13 protein-coding genes and 1 pseudogene are annotated in these 16456 nt (G+C 31.4%); 9 read left to right on the plus strand and 5 right to left on the minus strand.

The annotated features are described in order from the left end of the window. The first annotated feature begins 7 nt into the window (after positions 1-7). The 3 genes and pseudogenes from AJ932_RS03420 (at position 8) to AJ932_RS10765 (ending at position 2986) form a co-directional block, all read left to right on the plus strand. The gene (locus AJ932_RS03420) at positions 8-493 is read left to right on the plus strand and encodes an HIT family protein (protein WP_002861229.1); all 486 of its coding nucleotides are present in this window, start codon (positions 8-10) and stop codon (positions 491-493) included. Continuing rightward, entirely contained in the window at positions 483-1481 is a 999-nt protein-coding gene (mnmH, locus tag AJ932_RS03425; protein WP_002861230.1) for a tRNA 2-selenouridine(34) synthase MnmH, read from the plus strand. The genes AJ932_RS03420 and mnmH overlap by 11 nt, the downstream gene beginning before the upstream one ends. A gap of 337 nt (positions 1482-1818) precedes the next feature. Next, positions 1819-2986 (plus strand): annotated as a pseudogene (locus AJ932_RS10765) (ammonium transporter). Positions 2987-3052: 66 nt separating this feature from the next. Here the strand turns inward: AJ932_RS10765 and hemH are convergent. Genes hemH through AJ932_RS03450 form a run of 3 tightly spaced genes read right to left on the minus strand, consistent with a single transcriptional unit; the run spans position 3053 to position 5911 of the window. Next, the gene (gene hemH / locus AJ932_RS03440; RefSeq protein ID WP_002861236.1) at positions 3053-3970 is read right to left on the minus strand and encodes a ferrochelatase; all 918 of its coding nucleotides are present in this window, start codon (positions 3968-3970) and stop codon (positions 3053-3055) included. Continuing rightward, positions 3967-4833, minus strand: a complete 867-nt coding sequence (locus tag AJ932_RS03445; RefSeq protein ID WP_002861237.1) for a Gfo/Idh/MocA family protein — start codon at positions 4831-4833, stop codon at positions 3967-3969. Before AJ932_RS03445 ends, hemH begins: the two co-directional genes overlap by 4 nt. Before the next feature lie 4 nt (positions 4834-4837). Beyond that, a complete protein-coding gene (locus AJ932_RS03450) occupies positions 4838-5911 on the minus strand; it encodes a DegT/DnrJ/EryC1/StrS family aminotransferase (protein ID WP_044779940.1) in 1074 nt (357 codons plus the stop codon). Between the two features lie 115 nt (positions 5912-6026). Between AJ932_RS03450 and alaS the strand changes: the two genes are divergently transcribed. From alaS to AJ932_RS03465, 3 genes are read left to right on the plus strand one after another with little or no spacing between them, the layout of a single operon-like run. Beyond that, positions 6027-8555 carry an alanine--tRNA ligase gene (gene alaS, locus AJ932_RS03455; protein ID WP_070278853.1) on the plus strand — a complete coding sequence of 843 codons (2529 nt, stop codon included), beginning with the start codon at positions 6027-6029 and terminating at the stop codon, positions 8553-8555. Beyond that, positions 8555-9106, plus strand: coding sequence for a septum formation inhibitor Maf (maf, locus tag AJ932_RS03460; protein ID WP_044779938.1), 552 nt, complete (start codon positions 8555-8557; stop codon positions 9104-9106). Before alaS ends, maf begins: the two co-directional genes overlap by 1 nt. Beyond that, entirely contained in the window at positions 9103-11034 is a 1932-nt protein-coding gene (locus tag AJ932_RS03465) for a penicillin-binding protein 1A (protein WP_020837006.1), read from the plus strand. Before maf ends, AJ932_RS03465 begins: the two co-directional genes overlap by 4 nt. A gap of 27 nt (positions 11035-11061) precedes the next feature. On the opposite strand, the gene AJ932_RS03470 is transcribed toward AJ932_RS03465, so the two are convergent. Continuing rightward, on the minus strand, positions 11062-13635 hold the full coding sequence (locus AJ932_RS03470) for an ATP-dependent Clp protease ATP-binding subunit (protein WP_070278851.1): 2574 nt from the start codon (positions 13633-13635) through the stop codon (positions 11062-11064). 111 nt (positions 13636-13746) lie between these two features. Next, positions 13747-14037 carry a metal-sensing transcriptional repressor gene (locus AJ932_RS03475; RefSeq protein ID WP_002855280.1) on the minus strand — a complete coding sequence of 97 codons (291 nt, stop codon included), beginning with the start codon at positions 14035-14037 and terminating at the stop codon, positions 13747-13749. Between the two features lie 117 nt (positions 14038-14154). Between AJ932_RS03475 and AJ932_RS03480 the strand changes: the two genes are divergently transcribed. The 3 genes from AJ932_RS03480 to purS are packed head-to-tail and all read left to right on the plus strand — an operon-like array spanning position 14155 to position 16455. Beyond that, positions 14155-15489: a S41 family peptidase gene (locus AJ932_RS03480; RefSeq protein WP_074487233.1), complete on the plus strand. Its 1335-nt coding sequence runs from the start codon at positions 14155-14157 to the stop codon at positions 15487-15489. 1 nt (position 15490) lies between these two features. Then, on the plus strand, positions 15491-16201 hold the full coding sequence (gene purC / locus AJ932_RS03485; protein ID WP_002880951.1) for a phosphoribosylaminoimidazolesuccinocarboxamide synthase: 711 nt from the start codon (positions 15491-15493) through the stop codon (positions 16199-16201). Positions 16202-16209: 8 nt separating this feature from the next. After that, on the plus strand, positions 16210-16455 hold the full coding sequence (purS, locus tag AJ932_RS03490) for a phosphoribosylformylglycinamidine synthase subunit PurS (protein ID WP_070278850.1): 246 nt from the start codon (positions 16210-16212) through the stop codon (positions 16453-16455). Position 16456 lies beyond the last annotated feature (1 nt).

Genomic DNA, 16456 nt, shown 5'->3' on the forward strand with positions numbered 1-16456 from the left:
AGGGAAAATGCAATATTTGTATGCACCATGGCGGAGTGAGTATTTTGAAAAAGAAAAAACTGTTTGTCCATTTTGTGATTGTACTAATAAGATCAAAAGTGATAAAGAATTAGGTGTGATTTTTAGAGCAAAGCATTGTTTTGGAGTGATGAACCGCTATCCTTATTCTGCGGGGCATTTTATGGTGATTCCTTATGTACATGAAGAGCATATAGAAAATTTAAGCGATGAAATTTGGCAAGAAATGAGCCATTTTGTGCGTTTGGGAGTGAAAATTTTAAAAGAGCAAATTCATGCAAATGGGGTCAATATCGGTATGAATTTAAGCAAAGATGCAGGAGCTGGCATAGCTTTTCACTGTCATTATCATCTAGTGCCACGCTGGGCAGGAGATACAAATTTTATCACAACCATAGGAGAAACTAGGGTTTGTGGCACTAATATCGAGCAAGTTTATCAAAAACTTGTTTTGGCTTTTAAAAATGCTCAGTGAAGTTGAATTTACAGAATTTCAAAAAGAAAATTTCTCTCTTTTAATCGATGCAAGAAGCCCTAGAGAATTTTTGCATTCTCATTTGATAGGAGCTTTAAATTTTTATGCACTCAATGATGAAGAATATCAGGAAATAGGAACGATTTATAAGAAAAATCAAGCTTTAGCCAAGGCTAGGGGTGCGAGTTATATTTGTCAAAATACCGCTAAACATATATTAGAAATCACTCAAAATTTTCGCATAGGAGAAAAGGTGGGGATTTATTGTTCTCGTGGGGGTTTGCGTTCAAAATCTATCGCAGTGATTTTAAGTGAGCTTGGTTTTAGAGTGGTGCGTTTAAAAGGTGGCTTTAAAGCTTATAGAACTTTTGTAACGCGTTATTTTGAAAATGAAATAAATTTTGATTTTTTTGCTCTTTGCGGCAATACAGGCTGTGGAAAAACAGAGCTTTTAGAACAACTCCCACAAGCTATAAATTTAGAAAAAATGGCAAATCATTTAGGCTCATCTTTTGGTGATATTTTAGGAAAACAACCTACGCAAAAAGCTTTTGAAGCAGAACTTTTTCACAATATGCAAAATTTAGAAAATTTTGCTTTCATAGAAAGTGAAAGTCGCAAAATAGGGGATATCATCTTACCTTTGAAATTTTATGAAAAAATGCAAAAGGCTTTTAAAATTTATTGTTTTTGTTCTTTGGAAAATCGCGTTAAAAGAATACAAAAAATTTATCAAGAAAAAATGACTCCTTTAAAATTTCAACAATGTGTGCAAAAAATCAGCCCTTATATCAGCTTAAATTTACGCCAAGAATTGCTTCAAAGTTATGAGAAAAAAGAATGGCAAAAGCTTATTGTTATGCTTTTGGAGTATTATGATAAAACTTATAAAAAACCAGACAAGATTGATTTTGAGTTAAATACCGATGATATTTTAAAAGCTCAAGAAGAGCTTTTAGATCATTTTAAAGCGCAATTACTTTTTTAATATTAGATAATTTTATTAAATAATCAAATTTTTTCTTCATCATCTTACAATAATCCTTTTTTATCTTTGTTGTTTTTTAGCTTGGCCCAAATTTGTATTTTAATGCTAGTAAATTTGAATCATAGAGAAGTAAAATATTTTTTAAATCCCTATTTATAGTAATTTAAAATAAAAAAATAAACTTTTATAAAAAAATATATAAAATATTTCTTAAATTTATATTTTTTAAATCATTTTAAATATAATTATCTTGTAATTATATTTTGTAAGAAAGGGTAGGTAAGCGAATGCGGTAAATTCAAGTTTTATTGTATTGTGTACTCTGCTAGTTTTGCTTATGACTCCAGCTTTAGCAATGTTTTATTTGGGTATGGTAAGAAGTAAAAATACATTCAATACCATAATGAATTGCTTTATTGTTTTTAGTGTCATTGCTTTACAATGGGTAGTGCTTGGATTTAGCCTTTCTTTTGGTAAAGATGAAGGACTTTGGCTTGTAGGAAATTTCGAGAATTTTCTCTTAGAGGGTATTAGCGGATACAATGCTTCAGGTGTTCTAAATATTCTTTTTGTGATTTTTTAAATGATGTTTGCACTTATTGCATCTGACATCATAACAGGCTCTTTGGCAGGAAGAATTAAACTGGGTGTTTTGGTGATATTTTTGCTTTTTTGGAGTACTTTATTTTATGATGTGTTAGTGCATATGATTCGGAGTAGCGAGGGGTTTTTGCTTAAAAGAGGAAGTCTTGATTTTACTGGGGATGGTGTTGTGCATATTGGCTCTGGGGTTGCTGGACTTGTAGGAGCTTTGATGGTGGGTGCTGGAAAAAGCGATGATGAGGATAAAAACGCGCATTCTATTCTTATGCTTTCTTAGGTGCGATTTTGCTTTTTATAGGATGGCTGGGTTTTAATGCTGGAAGCGTTGGTGAAATGAATGGTAATACTATCAATGCTTTTATAGTTAAGTATTATATCAGCAGCTTGTGGCTTTTTATCTTAGGTAGTGCTTGAGTGGCTCATCCATGAAAAAACCAACTATTTTAGGTGGACTTAGCGGGCTTGTAGGGATTACTCCAGCTTGCGGTTATGTAGATATTTATGCTTCTCTTGTTATAGGAGCTTTGTCTTTCTGTATTTTGTTATTTTGGTTTGAGTTTTATTAAATACAAACTCAAATGGGATGATTCTTTAGATACTTTTTCTTTACACGGAATCGGAGGTGTTTGGGGAGGAATTGCTACAGGGCTTTTTGCAAGTGCTAAAGTAAATCCTAATGTGATTGCTTAAAATGCGCTTGGCGAGATTTTTTATCAGTGGAAGTTTAGAGCTTTTAAAAGAGCAAATTCTTGCTATTATGATTTGTATGTTTTTCAGCTCTCATAAGCTTTATTATTTTTAAGATCATTTCTTATTTTGTAGACTTAAGAGCGAAAGAAGAAGTAGAACAAAAAGGCTTAGATGTGAGTTTGCGCGGAGAAAAAGCTTATACTTTGGCTTAGTCAACTAAATTTTTACCAAAAAGTCCTTGTTAATCTTTAAAAAAATGATAGACAAGGGTCTCAAATTCATTCTTGGTTAAGATCAGATAAATATTTTAAAATAAATTCCATAAATTCATCACTATCATTAGGACAACTTATTAAATCATAATCACATTTTGCTAAATGTTTATACTCCATACCTAGTTCAAAAATCGTTTCAGAACAATCAATGCAAAAAGAAATAGGATAAATCAAAGCTTTATCGTTTAAATTTGCCAAAATATCGCTTGTATTTGGTTCAAGCCATTTTACAGGGCCTAGTTTGGACTGATAAGCTAAAATAAATTCATCAAAATGATCTTTTAATTTTTCTTTTAAAATTTCTACATGATTATTTACATGCTTTTCGTATAAATCACCCTTATCAATAATGCTTTGTGGTAAAGAATGCGCTGAAAAAATCAAAATTTTGGCATCAAATTTACTTTTTTTATCCAAAATGTGCGAAACTATCATCTCATTATAAAGCTCATTTTTGTAAAAAATATCTATAGTTTTTACTTTTGCTTGAATTTTTTGCTTTGAAATTTCATTTTGCAGAACTTCTAAAGATGAAGTTACTGTGGTGCAAGAATGGTGCGGATAAAGTGGAAAAAGAATAATTTCATCATTTTCATTTAAAGTGTATTTTTGCAAAATTTCTGTGGCAAAAGGAGGCACATAAAGATTTACAAAATCAAATTTAAATTCATCTTGTTTTAAATTAAGTTTATTACACAGGCTTTGAGTAAGTTCGTTTAAAGGGGATTTTCCACCCATTTTTCTATAGTTTTCTTGCATGGCTTTAACGCGAGCCTTTGTTATGATCCATGCTACAAATTTTCTTAAAAATCGATTTTTGATTCCTAAAATATAAGGATCATTAAACATATTTTTTAAAAAAACTTCACAATCTTGTAAATTTGTAGCTCCGCCCATATTTAAAAATAAAACTAATTTCACGCAAACCTTTCTAAAATTTCTTGAACTTTGTAAGCATCGCTCGTGCTGGCTAGATGATTGGGTTGATTATCGATAAGTTTTAACAAAGCTTCGTGTTCTGAAAAAAGTGGACTTTGTTGAGTAAGTTCTATAAAATTTCCATCTTTTAATAAAGAAAAATCATTTAAATTGGCTTCATAAAAATGATTTTTAGTAATAAGATGAATTTTTCTTAGTTTTTGTGTGCTATTCCAACTTTGATGTATGCTAGCAATACATTTTTCAAGCCCACATAGAATAATGCTTTCACTTTCTCTTGTTTGATCTTGGGTGTATTTTTTAAGCAAATTGGTTTTTGTTATTTCTTGTTTGCTTAAAAAACAAAGCAAATCAAGATCATGCACAGCCAAATCTTGCAAAATTCCTACATCGCCGATTCTTTGCGGGTAGGGTGAAAATCTTTGTATGTTAATGCTGATAATTTCTTCATTTTCAAGCTCTTTTTTTAGGGCTAAAACCGCAGGATTAAATCTTTCACAAAAACCTACGCCTACTTTTACGCTGTATTCTTTAGCTAAATTTGAAATTTCGTCTATTTCTTTTAAATTTAGAGCTAAAGGCTTTTCGATTAAAACGCATTTGCATTGTTTAAAAATTTTTTTTGCTATTGCTAAATGTGAATTTGTAGGTGTTGCTATGATGATAATATCATTATTTTGATTTAAAAATTTATCCAAATCATCATAAAAAATATCATCAAAAATATTTAGATTTGGATTTTTGCAAAGATCAAAAAGTGCATTAAGTTTAAAATGAGAATTTTTACTAAGTTCATTTAAGTGGTTTTGCCCCATTTTTCCAAGGCCTATGATACCTATTTTCATGGAATTAATCTTTAAAAATACAAATAACTTGCTCTTGCTCTTCTTCACTTAAAAAAGGTGAAAAAGGCAAAGATAAGATGTGTTTGCTTGCATATTCTGAATTTTTAAGTTCTAAATTTGAAAACTCACTAAAGCAAGGTTGTTTATGCAAAGGGGTTGGATAGTGTATAGCATAAGGTATATTAGTTTTTTCGAATTTTTGCAATACACTAGCTCTATCTTCAACTAAAACGCTGTATTGCGCATAAGCGCTAAAAGCATTTGGATCAATTTGTGGAATTTGGCAGTTTTTTAAATTTGCATTATAAGTTTGTGCTAATTTTTGTCTTTTGTCTAATTCTTTTTCTAGGTATTTTAACTTAACATTTAAAATCGCCGCTTGCAAGGTGTCAAGGCGTCCATTTATACCTATAAATTCATGTTTATAACGCTGAGTTTGTCCGTGATTGAGTAAAATTCTTATTTTTTTAGCAATTTCATCATCATGGCAAAAAATAGCCCCACCATCGCCATAAGCTCCCAAAGGTTTTGAAGGAAAAAAGCTTGTGCATGAAATTTTAGCTATAGAGCAGGATTTTTCTCCTTTGAAACTTGCACCAAAACTTTGTGCACCATCTTCGATCAAAGTGATATTTTTATCTTTTAAAATTTCTTCTAAAGCCCTTAAATCACTCATTTGTCCAAACATACTTACTGCTATAACAGCTTTAGTTTTTGGGGTTATTGCTTTTTGCACTGCTTCAAAATCAAGATTGTAATTTGATAAATTTATATCTACAAAAACAGGTTTTGCGCCTGTTAAGGCCACAACTTCAGCTGTTGCTATGAAAGTAAAACTAGGCACTATAACTTCATCATCTTTGCCAATATCTAAGGCTCTTAAGGCAAGATATAAAGCACTGGTTCCACTTGAACAACCTATAGCGTGTTTAACACCTAAAAAATGAGCTAAATTTTGCTCAAATTCGTTAAGCTTTGCACCGCCTATAAAAGAAGAGCTTGATAAAACACTTTCAATTTCAGTATTGATTTCATCTTTGTATGCGAGATATTGGGCTTGAAGATTGATAAAATTCATTAAAAAACCTTAGAGAAATAAAATTAAATAAAAATGTTTATTGTATTTTAGTTTTACTTAATTTAAAGTAATTTTGGTATGATATGTTTTTATAAAAATTTCTTTAGGAAAATTCATGGATATTAGAAAAGCTTATTTGGATTTTTTTGCATCAAAAGGACATGAGATAACCCCGTCAAGTCCTTTAGTTCCTGATGATGCAACTTTACTTTTTACTAATGCGGGTATGGTGCCTTTTAAAAGTATATTTACAGGAGAAATTCCACGCCCAAACCCTCCACGCAAAACAAGCTGTCAAACTTGTATAAGAGCAGGTGGAAAACACAATGACTTAGATAATGTAGGATATACCGCACGCCATCATACTTTTTTTGAAATGCTTGGAAATTTTAGCTTTGGAGATTATTTTAAAGAACAAGCCATAGCTTATGCTTGGGAATTTGTAACTGAAGTTTTAAAACTACCTAAAGATAGACTTTATGTAACCGTGCATGAAAACGATGATGAAGCTTTTAATCTATGGCAAAAACACATCCAAAAAGAAAGAATTTACAAATTTGGCGATAAAGATAATTTCTGGCAAATGGGCGATACTGGTCCTTGTGGTCCTTGTAGTGAGATTTTTTATGACCAAGGACAAGAGCATTTTAACTCAAGCGAAGATTATATGGGTGGAGATGGAGATAGATTTTTAGAAATCTGGAATCTTGTTTTTATGCAATACGAAAGAAGCGCTGATGGAGTGCTTAGCTCACTGCCAAAGCCAAGTATTGATACAGGAATGGGGCTTGAAAGGGTAACAGCGATTAAAGAAGGTAAATTTAGTAATTTTGATAGCTCGCTTTTTATGCCAATCATCAATGAAATTTCAAAACTTTGTAATAAAACTTATGTTTATGAAAGTGGAGCAAGTTTTAGAGTAATAGCCGATCATATAAGATCAAGTGTATTTTTACTTGCGCAAGGGGTAAGTTTTGACAAAGAAGGCAGAGGCTATGTTTTGCGTCGTATTTTGCGTCGTGCTTTAAGGCATGGATATTTGCTAGGTTTTAAACAAGCTTTTATGTATAAACTAGTTGATGTTGTATGCGATTTAATGGGTGGACATTATACCTATCTTAATGAGAAAAAAGACTTTATAAAAGAACAAATTCGCCTTGAAGAGGAAAGATTTTTAAGCACTATAGAAAATGGAATTGAAATTTTTAATGAAGAGCTTAAAAACACCAAAGAAATTTTTAGCGGAGAAGTAGCCTTTAAGCTTTATGATACTTATGGTTTTCCGCTTGATTTAACGGCTGATATGCTAAGGGAAAAAAACCTCAAAGTTGATGAAGAAAAATTTGAACTTTTAATGAATGAGCAAAAAGCACGCGCTAAGGCTTCTTGGAAAGGAAGTGGAGATAAAACTGCAAGCGGAGATTTTAAAAACTTGCTTGAAAAATTTGGAGAAAATCATTTCATAGGTTATGAAAAAGCAGAATGCGAAAGTAAAATTTTAGCCCTTTTAGATGAAGATTTTAAAGAAGTTTCTACCCTTAAAGATGCGGGTTGGGTGATGCTTGAAAACACACCTTTTTATGCGACAAGTGGGGGGCAAAGTGCTGATAGTGGGTTTATAGCTAAGTGTGAAGTTTTAGATACGCAAAAGTTTTTTAATCTCAATCTTAGCTTTGTAAAAGCAGGTGAAGAACTAAAAGTTGGCGATACGGTTCATGCAAAAATCGATACAGAAAAAAGAGAGCAAATCGCACGCCACCACTCAGCTACTCATCTTTTGCACCATGCTTTAAGAGAAATTTTAGGTTCTCATGTAAGCCAAGCAGGATCTTTGGTTGAAAGCAATAAACTAAGATTTGATTTTACTCATCATAAAGCTTTAAGCAAAGAAGAGCTAGAAAGCATTGAAAAAAGAGTGAATGAAATGATTATAAACTCAAGTGAAGCTATATTAGAAAATATGCCTTTAGAAGAAGCTAAAAAAAGCGGTGCCATAGCATTGTTTAATGAAAAATATCAAGGCAATGTGCGTGTTTTAACTCTAGGTGAAAGCAAGGAACTTTGCGGAGGAACTCATGTTAAAAATACTGCTCAAATAGGAAGTTTTTACATAGTTAAAGAAAGTGGTGTGAGTGCTGGAGTTAGACGCATTGAAGCTGTGGTTTCTAAAGCGGCTTTAGAATTTGTAAAAAATCAACTTGAAGAACTTTCTAAAGCAAAAAATGAGCTTAAAAATAATGATATTTTAAGCGGGATTAAGAAACTTAAAAATGAAATTTTAAGTTTAAAAAATGAGCTTAAAAACTCAAGTAAAACCGAGCTTGATTCTAAAAATATCCAAGGTGTTGAAATTTGCGTAAAGCGTATAGATAATGGCGATATTAAAGCTATGATTGATGATTTTAAAAACAAATTTGCTAAAGCGGTGATTTTACTTATCCAAGTAAAAGATGAAAAAATCACTTTAGCAGCTGGTATTAAAGATGCGCCTTTAAAAGCAGGAGCTTTAGTTAAAGAAGCGGCGCAAATTTTAGGTGGAAATGGTGGCGGAAGAGATGATTTTGCTACTGCAGGTGGAAAAGATTTAAACAAAATTGATGAAGCTTTAAAACAAAGCTTAGAAACGATAGAAAAAGCACTTTAATGTTAATTCTTGCTTCAAGTTCCATTTCAAGGGTTAACTTGCTTAAAACCGCAAAGATTGATTTTAGGCAAGTTAGTTTTGATTATGATGAAAATTTAAATAAAAATATTTCACCTTTTTTATATGTTCAAAAAATAGTTCTTGAAAAAGAAAAACAATTTTTAAGTGCTTTAGGCAAAGATTTTCAAAACCAAAATTTACTTTTTGCAGATAGTATAGTTTGTATAGATGAAAAAATTCTTACCAAAGCAAAGGATAAAAAAGAAGCCTATGAAATGCTTGCCTTGCAAAATGGCAAGTATGCAAGTATTTTATCGGCTTTTTTGCTTGTAAAACCTGAAAAAAGAGTTTTTTCTCTTTCAAAAACTACGCTTTATTTTAAAAATTTTGATGAAAATGCTTTAAGAGATTATGTAGAAAATGATCTTTATAAAGGCAAGGCGGGTTGTATTATGTGTGAGGGTTTTCATCAAAATTTCATCACCCAACAAGTAGGAAATCTAAGCACTGCTTTAGGGCTTGATATCCAAACTTTAAAGGCTTATTTATGAAAATATTAAAATATATTTTTTCATTTTTTACTCTTTTGTTTATAGCTGGATTTATTTATGTGGCTTATCTTTTCACAAGTGCTGATACTGAGGGTTATACTTTTAAAGAATACAAACCTCCTCTTACAACACAAATTTACGATAGAAATGGCAAGCTCGTGGCTAATATTTTTGAACAACATCGTTTTTACGCTCCTTATGAAGAGCTTCCTCCACGCCTTATAGAAGCTTTGGTTGCTATAGAAGATACAAGCTTTTTTGAACATAATGGAGTTAATATCGATGCCATTTTTAGAGCTGCTGTAAAAATCATAAAAAGCGGTGGAAAAACCATGGAAGGAGCTTCCACTCTTACCCAGCAATTTATTAAAAATACGGAATTAACCCCAGAAAGAACTATTACGCGTAAAATTCGCGAAGCTTTGCTTGCTTATAAGATGGAAACCATTTTAACTAAAGAGCAAATTTTAGAAAGGTATTTAAATTTTATCTTTTTTGGACATGGGTATTATGGAGTAAAAACCGCAGCTTTGGGGTATTTTCATAAAAATTTAAATGAATTAAGCCTTAAAGAGATTGCTATGTTAGTAGGTATGCCAAAAGCACCTAGCAGTTATGATCCTACAAAGCATTTAGATCTTTCCATCTCAAGAGCAAATAATGTTATTTCAAGAATGTATAATCTAGGTTGGATTTCAAAAGCAGATTATGATACAGCCATTAAAGAAATTCCGCAAGTTTATGATGATACGCTTACTCAAAATGCTGCTCCTTATGTTGTAGATGAAGTGATTAAACAATTAAGCCCTAATATCAAAGACTTAAAAACAGGTGGATATAAAATCATTTTAAATATAGACTTAGATGTTCAAAATATGGCGCAGAATGCTTTGAAATTTGGTTATGATGAGATAGTAAAACGCGATAAAGATGCAAATTTAAGCACTTTAAACGGAGCTATGGTCGTGGTAAATCATCAAAGTGGCGATGTTTTAGCTTTGGTAGGTGGGGTTGATTATGAAAAAAGTAATTATAACCGTGCTACTCAAAGTATGCGTCAACCTGGAAGCTCTTTTAAACCTTTTGTGTATCAAGTGGCGATTAATTTAGGATATTCGCCTATGAGTGAAATTGCTGATATTTCTAGAATTTTTGAAGGTGGAGCGGGTAATAATGAGGATTGGAAACCTAAAAATGAAGGGGGTAAATTTTTAGGTTTAATTACCTTAAAAGAAGCTTTAACAAGATCAAGAAATTTAGCTACCATTAATCTCGCACTTGATATGGGGCTTGATGTTCTTTACTCTAAACTAATGGAATTTGGATTTAAAGATATACCGCCTAATTTATCAATCGTATTGGGAAGTTTTGGTATTTCTCCTTTGGAGTATTCGAAATTTTATACCATGTTTGGGAACTATGGTACGATTAAAGATCCTCAAATTATCAGACAAGTTCAGGATAAAACCGGTAAAACCATCATGGAATTTAACTCAAATGAGCGTAAAGTCAGCGATGAAGTGCAAAGTTTTCTGGTTTTAGATATGATGAGAAATGTTGTTGAAAAAGGCACAGGACGCAATGCAAGAGTAAAAGATATAGAAATAGCAGGAAAAACAGGAACAACGAATAAAAGTGTTGATGCTTGGTTTTGTGGACTTACGCCTGAAATAGAAGCAATCATTTGGTATGGAAATGATAACAACAAGCCTATGCGTTATACAGAAGGTGGGGCTAGAACAGCTGCTCCTGTGTTTAGAGAATTTTTAACTCAATATATAGAAAAATTCCCTGATACAACTAGAAAATTTAGCATTCCTAATGGAGTTTATCGTGGAAATTATAAAGGAGAAAGTGCTTATTATACCACCAAATCACCATTACCAAAAGCAAATATGAAATTTAATGAAAGCGAGATTATATTTTGAAAGTAGAAAAATCTACTTTCAAAATGATTAAGCTTTTTTGATGATTATTTCATCATCTTTTGCATCAATGATAATGCTATCATTTTCATGAAGTTCATTGGCAAGTATCATATCGCTTAATTTATCTTCTATAAGATCATAAATAGCTCTTCTTAAAGGTCTAGCACCAAAATCAGGGTCAAAACCATCTTTAGCGATTAAAAGAGCTGCATTTTCGCTTAAACTTGCTTTTATCCCCTTGTTTTCTAAGCTCATTTGTAAATCTTTAAATAAAAGCTTAACTATTTCATAAGCTTCATCTTTTCCAAGTGGATTAAAGGTGATAATATCATCTAAGCGGTTTAAAAACTCAGGTTTAAAGAAATTTTTTAACTCATTTTTTACCGCATCTTCTTGTTCTTTTCCGCTTAAATTCATAATAGCGCTTGAGGCAATATTAGAAGTTAAAATAATAATGGTATTTTTAAAATCCACTGTTACACCTTTGCTATCGGTTGCTCTACCATCATCTAAAATCCCTAAAAGCACATTAAATACATCTTTATGTGCTTTTTCAACTTCATCAAACAAAAGCACGCTATAAGGTTTTCTTCGTACAGCTTCAGTAAGCTCTCCACCTTCTTCATGTCCTATGTATCCTGGAGGCGCACCTAAGAGTCTTGAAACACTATGTTTTTCCATAAATTCACTCATATCAAAGCGAATCATTGCTTTTTCATCATCAAATAAAAATTTTGCCAAAGCTTTAGCTGATTGTGTTTTTCCTACCCCTGTTGGCCCTAAAAATAAAAAGCTTCCTATAGGTTTATTGTCCGCATTAAGCCCTGCTTTGTTACGTTTAATGGCTCTAGCTAAAGCACTTAAGGCCTTATCTTGTCCTATGACACTTTCTTTTAAATGTTTTTCCACTTCTAAGAATTTTTGTTTTTCAGAAGTTAGCATTTTTTGCACGCTAATACCCGTCCATTTGCTTAAAATTCCAGCAACCAAATCCTCATCCACTTGATTTTTAAGTAAAACTCCATTTTCACTCATTTTTTTCCATTTATCTTCTAAAATTTCTACTTCTTTTTCAAGACTTGGAATTTTTCCATACTCTAGCTCGGCTGCTTTTTGAAATTCACCTCTAGCTTTAGCCAAAGAAGCTTCATTTTTAAGCAGATCAATTTCTTTTTTCTTAGCACTTATGCCATCAAAAACACTTTTTTCATTTTCAAACTGTGAATTTAGGGCATTTTGTTTTTCTTTTAAATTGGCTAGTTCTTTTGCGATTTCATCGAGTCTTTTTTGATTTTTTTCATCATTTTCCATTTTTAAAGCTTCATTTTCAACTTCTAAAGTTTCTATATCTTTGCGTACTTTTCTTAAAGAACTTGGTTCGCTTTCAATTTGCATTTTCAGTTCAGCTGCAGCTTCATCGATTAAATCAATGGCCTTATCAGGTAAAAAACGATCCGCTATATAACGCTTTGAAAGTTTAGCTGCAGCTACTAAAGCGCTATCATTTATAGTTACATTATGATGAATTTCAAGCTTTTCTTTTATACCCCTTAACATAGCCAAAGCCTCATTAACGCTTGGCTCACCTACATTTACAGGTTGAAAACGGCGTTGCAAGGCTGCATCTTTTTCAAAATATTTACGATATTCTTTTAAAGTAGTTGCGCCTATAGTATGGAGTTCACCTCTTGCAAGAGCGGGTTTTAAAATATTTGCCGCATCCATACTGCCTTCACTCGCTCCAGCTCCTACTATAGTGTGAATTTCATCGATAAAAAGAATGATATTTTCACTTTTTATCACTTCATTAACCACAGCTTTTAATCTATCTTCAAATTCTCCTCTGTATTTTGCACCTGCAATTAAAGCACTCATATCAAGAGCGATAACTTTTTTATTTTGCAAAGATTTTGGAACATCTTTTTTAATAATTCTTTGTGCTAAAGCTTCTACTATAGCTGTTTTTCCTACGCCTGGTTCACCTAAAAGTATAGGGTTATTTTTGGTTTTGCGTATTAAAATTTGCATTAAACGTTCGATTTCTTCTTCTCTGCCTATAACAGGATCAAGTTTACCTTCGCTTGCTTTTAAGGTTAAATCTATACCAAATTTATTTAAGCTGTCTAAGGTTTCATCGCTTGTTTTGCTATCTATTTTGCGTCCCGCTCTTAGACTTTCAAGCTCTTTTTGAAATTCTCTTAAATCTAAAAATTGCGCCAAAATTTCTTTAATAGGACTTTTTTGACTTTCACTTATAAGCCAAGTATCCACACTTAAATAACTATCTCCATTAGCACTCATTAATCCTTTAGCATTTTCTAATGAATTTATAAGTTCATTGGAAAAGCGTATATTTTCACGGTTTACATTTGAACTCATTGCAAGTTTTGAAATTCTGCTTTTAATTTCAAGTTCTAAAGCTTCTTTAGAAATATTTAATTTATTTAAAATTTGATTTAAAATACTTGCATTATCTACGCTTAAAGCCCATAAAAGATGTAAAGGTACAACTTCATTATTTTTAGAATGTATAGCTAAAGATGCTGCACTTTCAAGGTTTGAAAGCATATTATCAGTTAAAAAATCTTGTATATTTGCCATGTTTTATCCTTTATTTAGTTTATATACTTGCTATTATATAACTTTAGTCATATAATGTCAAGTTAATTGAGTAAAATTTTTTAAATAATAGGACAAATAACTAATTTTAGATTATTTCATAAACATATCTATAGCCTTGTTTAATTCTTCTATACTTTGAATATCATTTTCTTCTACAGCATGTACCATACAATGAGCTAAATGTTCTTTTAAAACTACTTTTGCAGTATTGTTAACTTCGGCTTTTACAGCAGCAAGCTGGATTAAAATTTCACTACAGTCTTTGTCATTTTCAACCATTCTTTTAATAGCGCTTAAATGCCCTATGGTTCTACTTAGACGATTGCAAACTGCTTTAAGATGTTTTTGAGAATGTGTATGAGTATGTTTTTCTTGGCACATTGTATTAACTTTCTTTTTGGAATTTTTAGTCTATTTTAACATATTTTTAAGAATTTAAATTTATTTACGAAGTTTTAAGCAATTTTTATTAAAATTTACTCTTTAAACTAAAACTCAATAATGGAGCTTATTTTGAAAACAAAACGATTTTTTGCAGGTCTTGCAGGCTTTGCCACTACTTTTATTTTATGTCTATTTTTAACGAGTCATTTACAAGCTAAAGTTGATCAAAAAGAAGAGCAGGTTCAAAAACGCCTAGAAGCTTTAGATAAGCTTACAAAAACTCTTGCCATAGTAGAGCAATATTATGTGGATGATCAAAATATCAGCGATTTGGTGGATAAATCTTTATCAGGGCTTTTAAGCAATCTTGATGCGCATTCTTCTTTTTTAAATGAAAAAGATTTTAATGATATGAAAATTCAAACCAATGGTGAATTTGGTGGCCTTGGTATAACCGTAGGTATGAAAGATGGTGCTTTAACAGTTGTTTCTCCTATAGAAGGAACACCAGCAGATAAAGCAGGGATAAAATCAGGAGATATTATTTTAAAAATTAATGATGAGGCCACTTTGGGAATTAATCTCAATGATGCTGTGGATAAAATGCGTGGTAAGCCAAAAACTCAAATCACTTTAACCATCTTTAGAAAAGGTGCAACAAAACCTTTTGATGTTACGCTTACAAGAGAAATTATTAAGATAGAAAGTGTTTATACAAAAATGATAGAAAATGAAAACATTCTTTATCTTAGAGTTACAAATTTTGATAAAAATGTTGTAGATGTGGCAAGTAAAGAACTTAAAAAATATCCTAATGTTAAAGGGGTTATTTTAGATCTTAGAAATAATCCTGGTGGACTTTTAAATCAAGCTATAGGACTTGTAAATTTATTTGTAGATAAAGGTGTTATTGTTTCTCAAAAAGGACGCATCGCAAGTGAAAATCAAGAATATAAAGCCGATCCTAAAAACAAAATTTCTAATGCTTCTTTGGTTGTGCTTGTAAATGGTGGAAGTGCTAGTGCAAGTGAAATCGTAAGTGGAGCTTTGCAAGATCTTAAACGCGGTGTTATTGTGGGTGAAAATACTTTTGGAAAAGGTAGTGTTCAACAAATCATACCTATTAATAAAACTGAAGCTTTAAGGCTTACTATTGCAAGATATTATCTTCCAAGCGGCCGTACTATTCAAGCAGTGGGTGTAAAACCTGATATTGAAGTTTTTCCAGGTAAAGTAAATACTCAAGAAGATGGTTTTTCTATAAAAGAAAGCGACTTAAAACAACATTTAGAAAGTGAGCTTGAAAAAATAGATAAAAATAAAAAAGAAGATAAACAAGAAAATAAAGACAATAAAAATCTAATCAGTCAAAAACAAATCAATGATGACGCACAGTTAAAATCAGCTATTGATACTATTAAAATTTTAAATATCAAACAAGGACAATAAAATGACAAAAAAAGAAATGCTCTACGAAGGAAAAGGTAAAAAACTTTTCAAAACTGATGATGAAAATTTACTAATTAGTGAGTTTAAAGATGATTTAACTGCTTTTAATGCAGAAAAAAGAGGCAATGAAAGTGGAAAAGGCGCATTAAACTGTAAAATCAGTACCGAAATTTTTCATTTGCTTGAAAAAAATGGGATTAAAACCCATTTGGTAGAAACTATAAGCGATACAGAACAAGTGGTTAAAAAATGTAAAATTGTTCCTATTGAAGTTATAGTACGCAATGTTGCAACAGGTTCTCTTACAAAAAGACTGGGCATTAAAGATGGCACTGTACTACCTTTTGCTTTGGTGGAATTTTGTCTTAAAGATGATGCCTTAGGCGATCCTTTTATCAATGATGAGCATTGTTTGATTTTAAATTTAGTGCAAAATGAAGCTCAAATTAGTGAAATTAAAAATATAGCTAGAAAGATTAACTCTATTTTAACTCCATTTTTTGACAATAAGAATTTAAGGCTGATTGACTTTAAAATCGAACTGGGTTTAACTAAAGATAATGAGCTTGTTTTAGCTGATGAAATAAGTCCTGATAGTTGTAGATTTTGGGATAAATTTAGTAATGAAAAATTAGACAAAGATAGATTTCGTCAAGATCTAGGTAATGTAAAAATGGCTTATGAAGAAGTTTTAAAAAGAATATTAAATTAAGGAAAAATATGGAAGTTATTGTAAATATTTCTTTAAAAAATGGGGTTTTAGATCCACAGGGCAAAGCGGTGGAAAAAGCTTTGCATTCTTTAAATTTTAATAGCGTAAAAGAAGTAAAAATAGCAAAACAAATCAAAATTTCTCTTGATGAGAAAGATGAAAAATTATCCAAAGAACAAGTAAAAAAAATGTGTGAAGAGTTGTTGGTAAATAGCGTCATTGAAGATTATGAGCTTGTAATTGAGAAAGAGTAAA

Source organism: Campylobacter sp. BCW_6873 (assembly GCF_001762365.1).
Classification (GTDB): Bacteria; Campylobacterota; Campylobacteria; order Campylobacterales; family Campylobacteraceae; genus Campylobacter_D; species Campylobacter_D jejuni.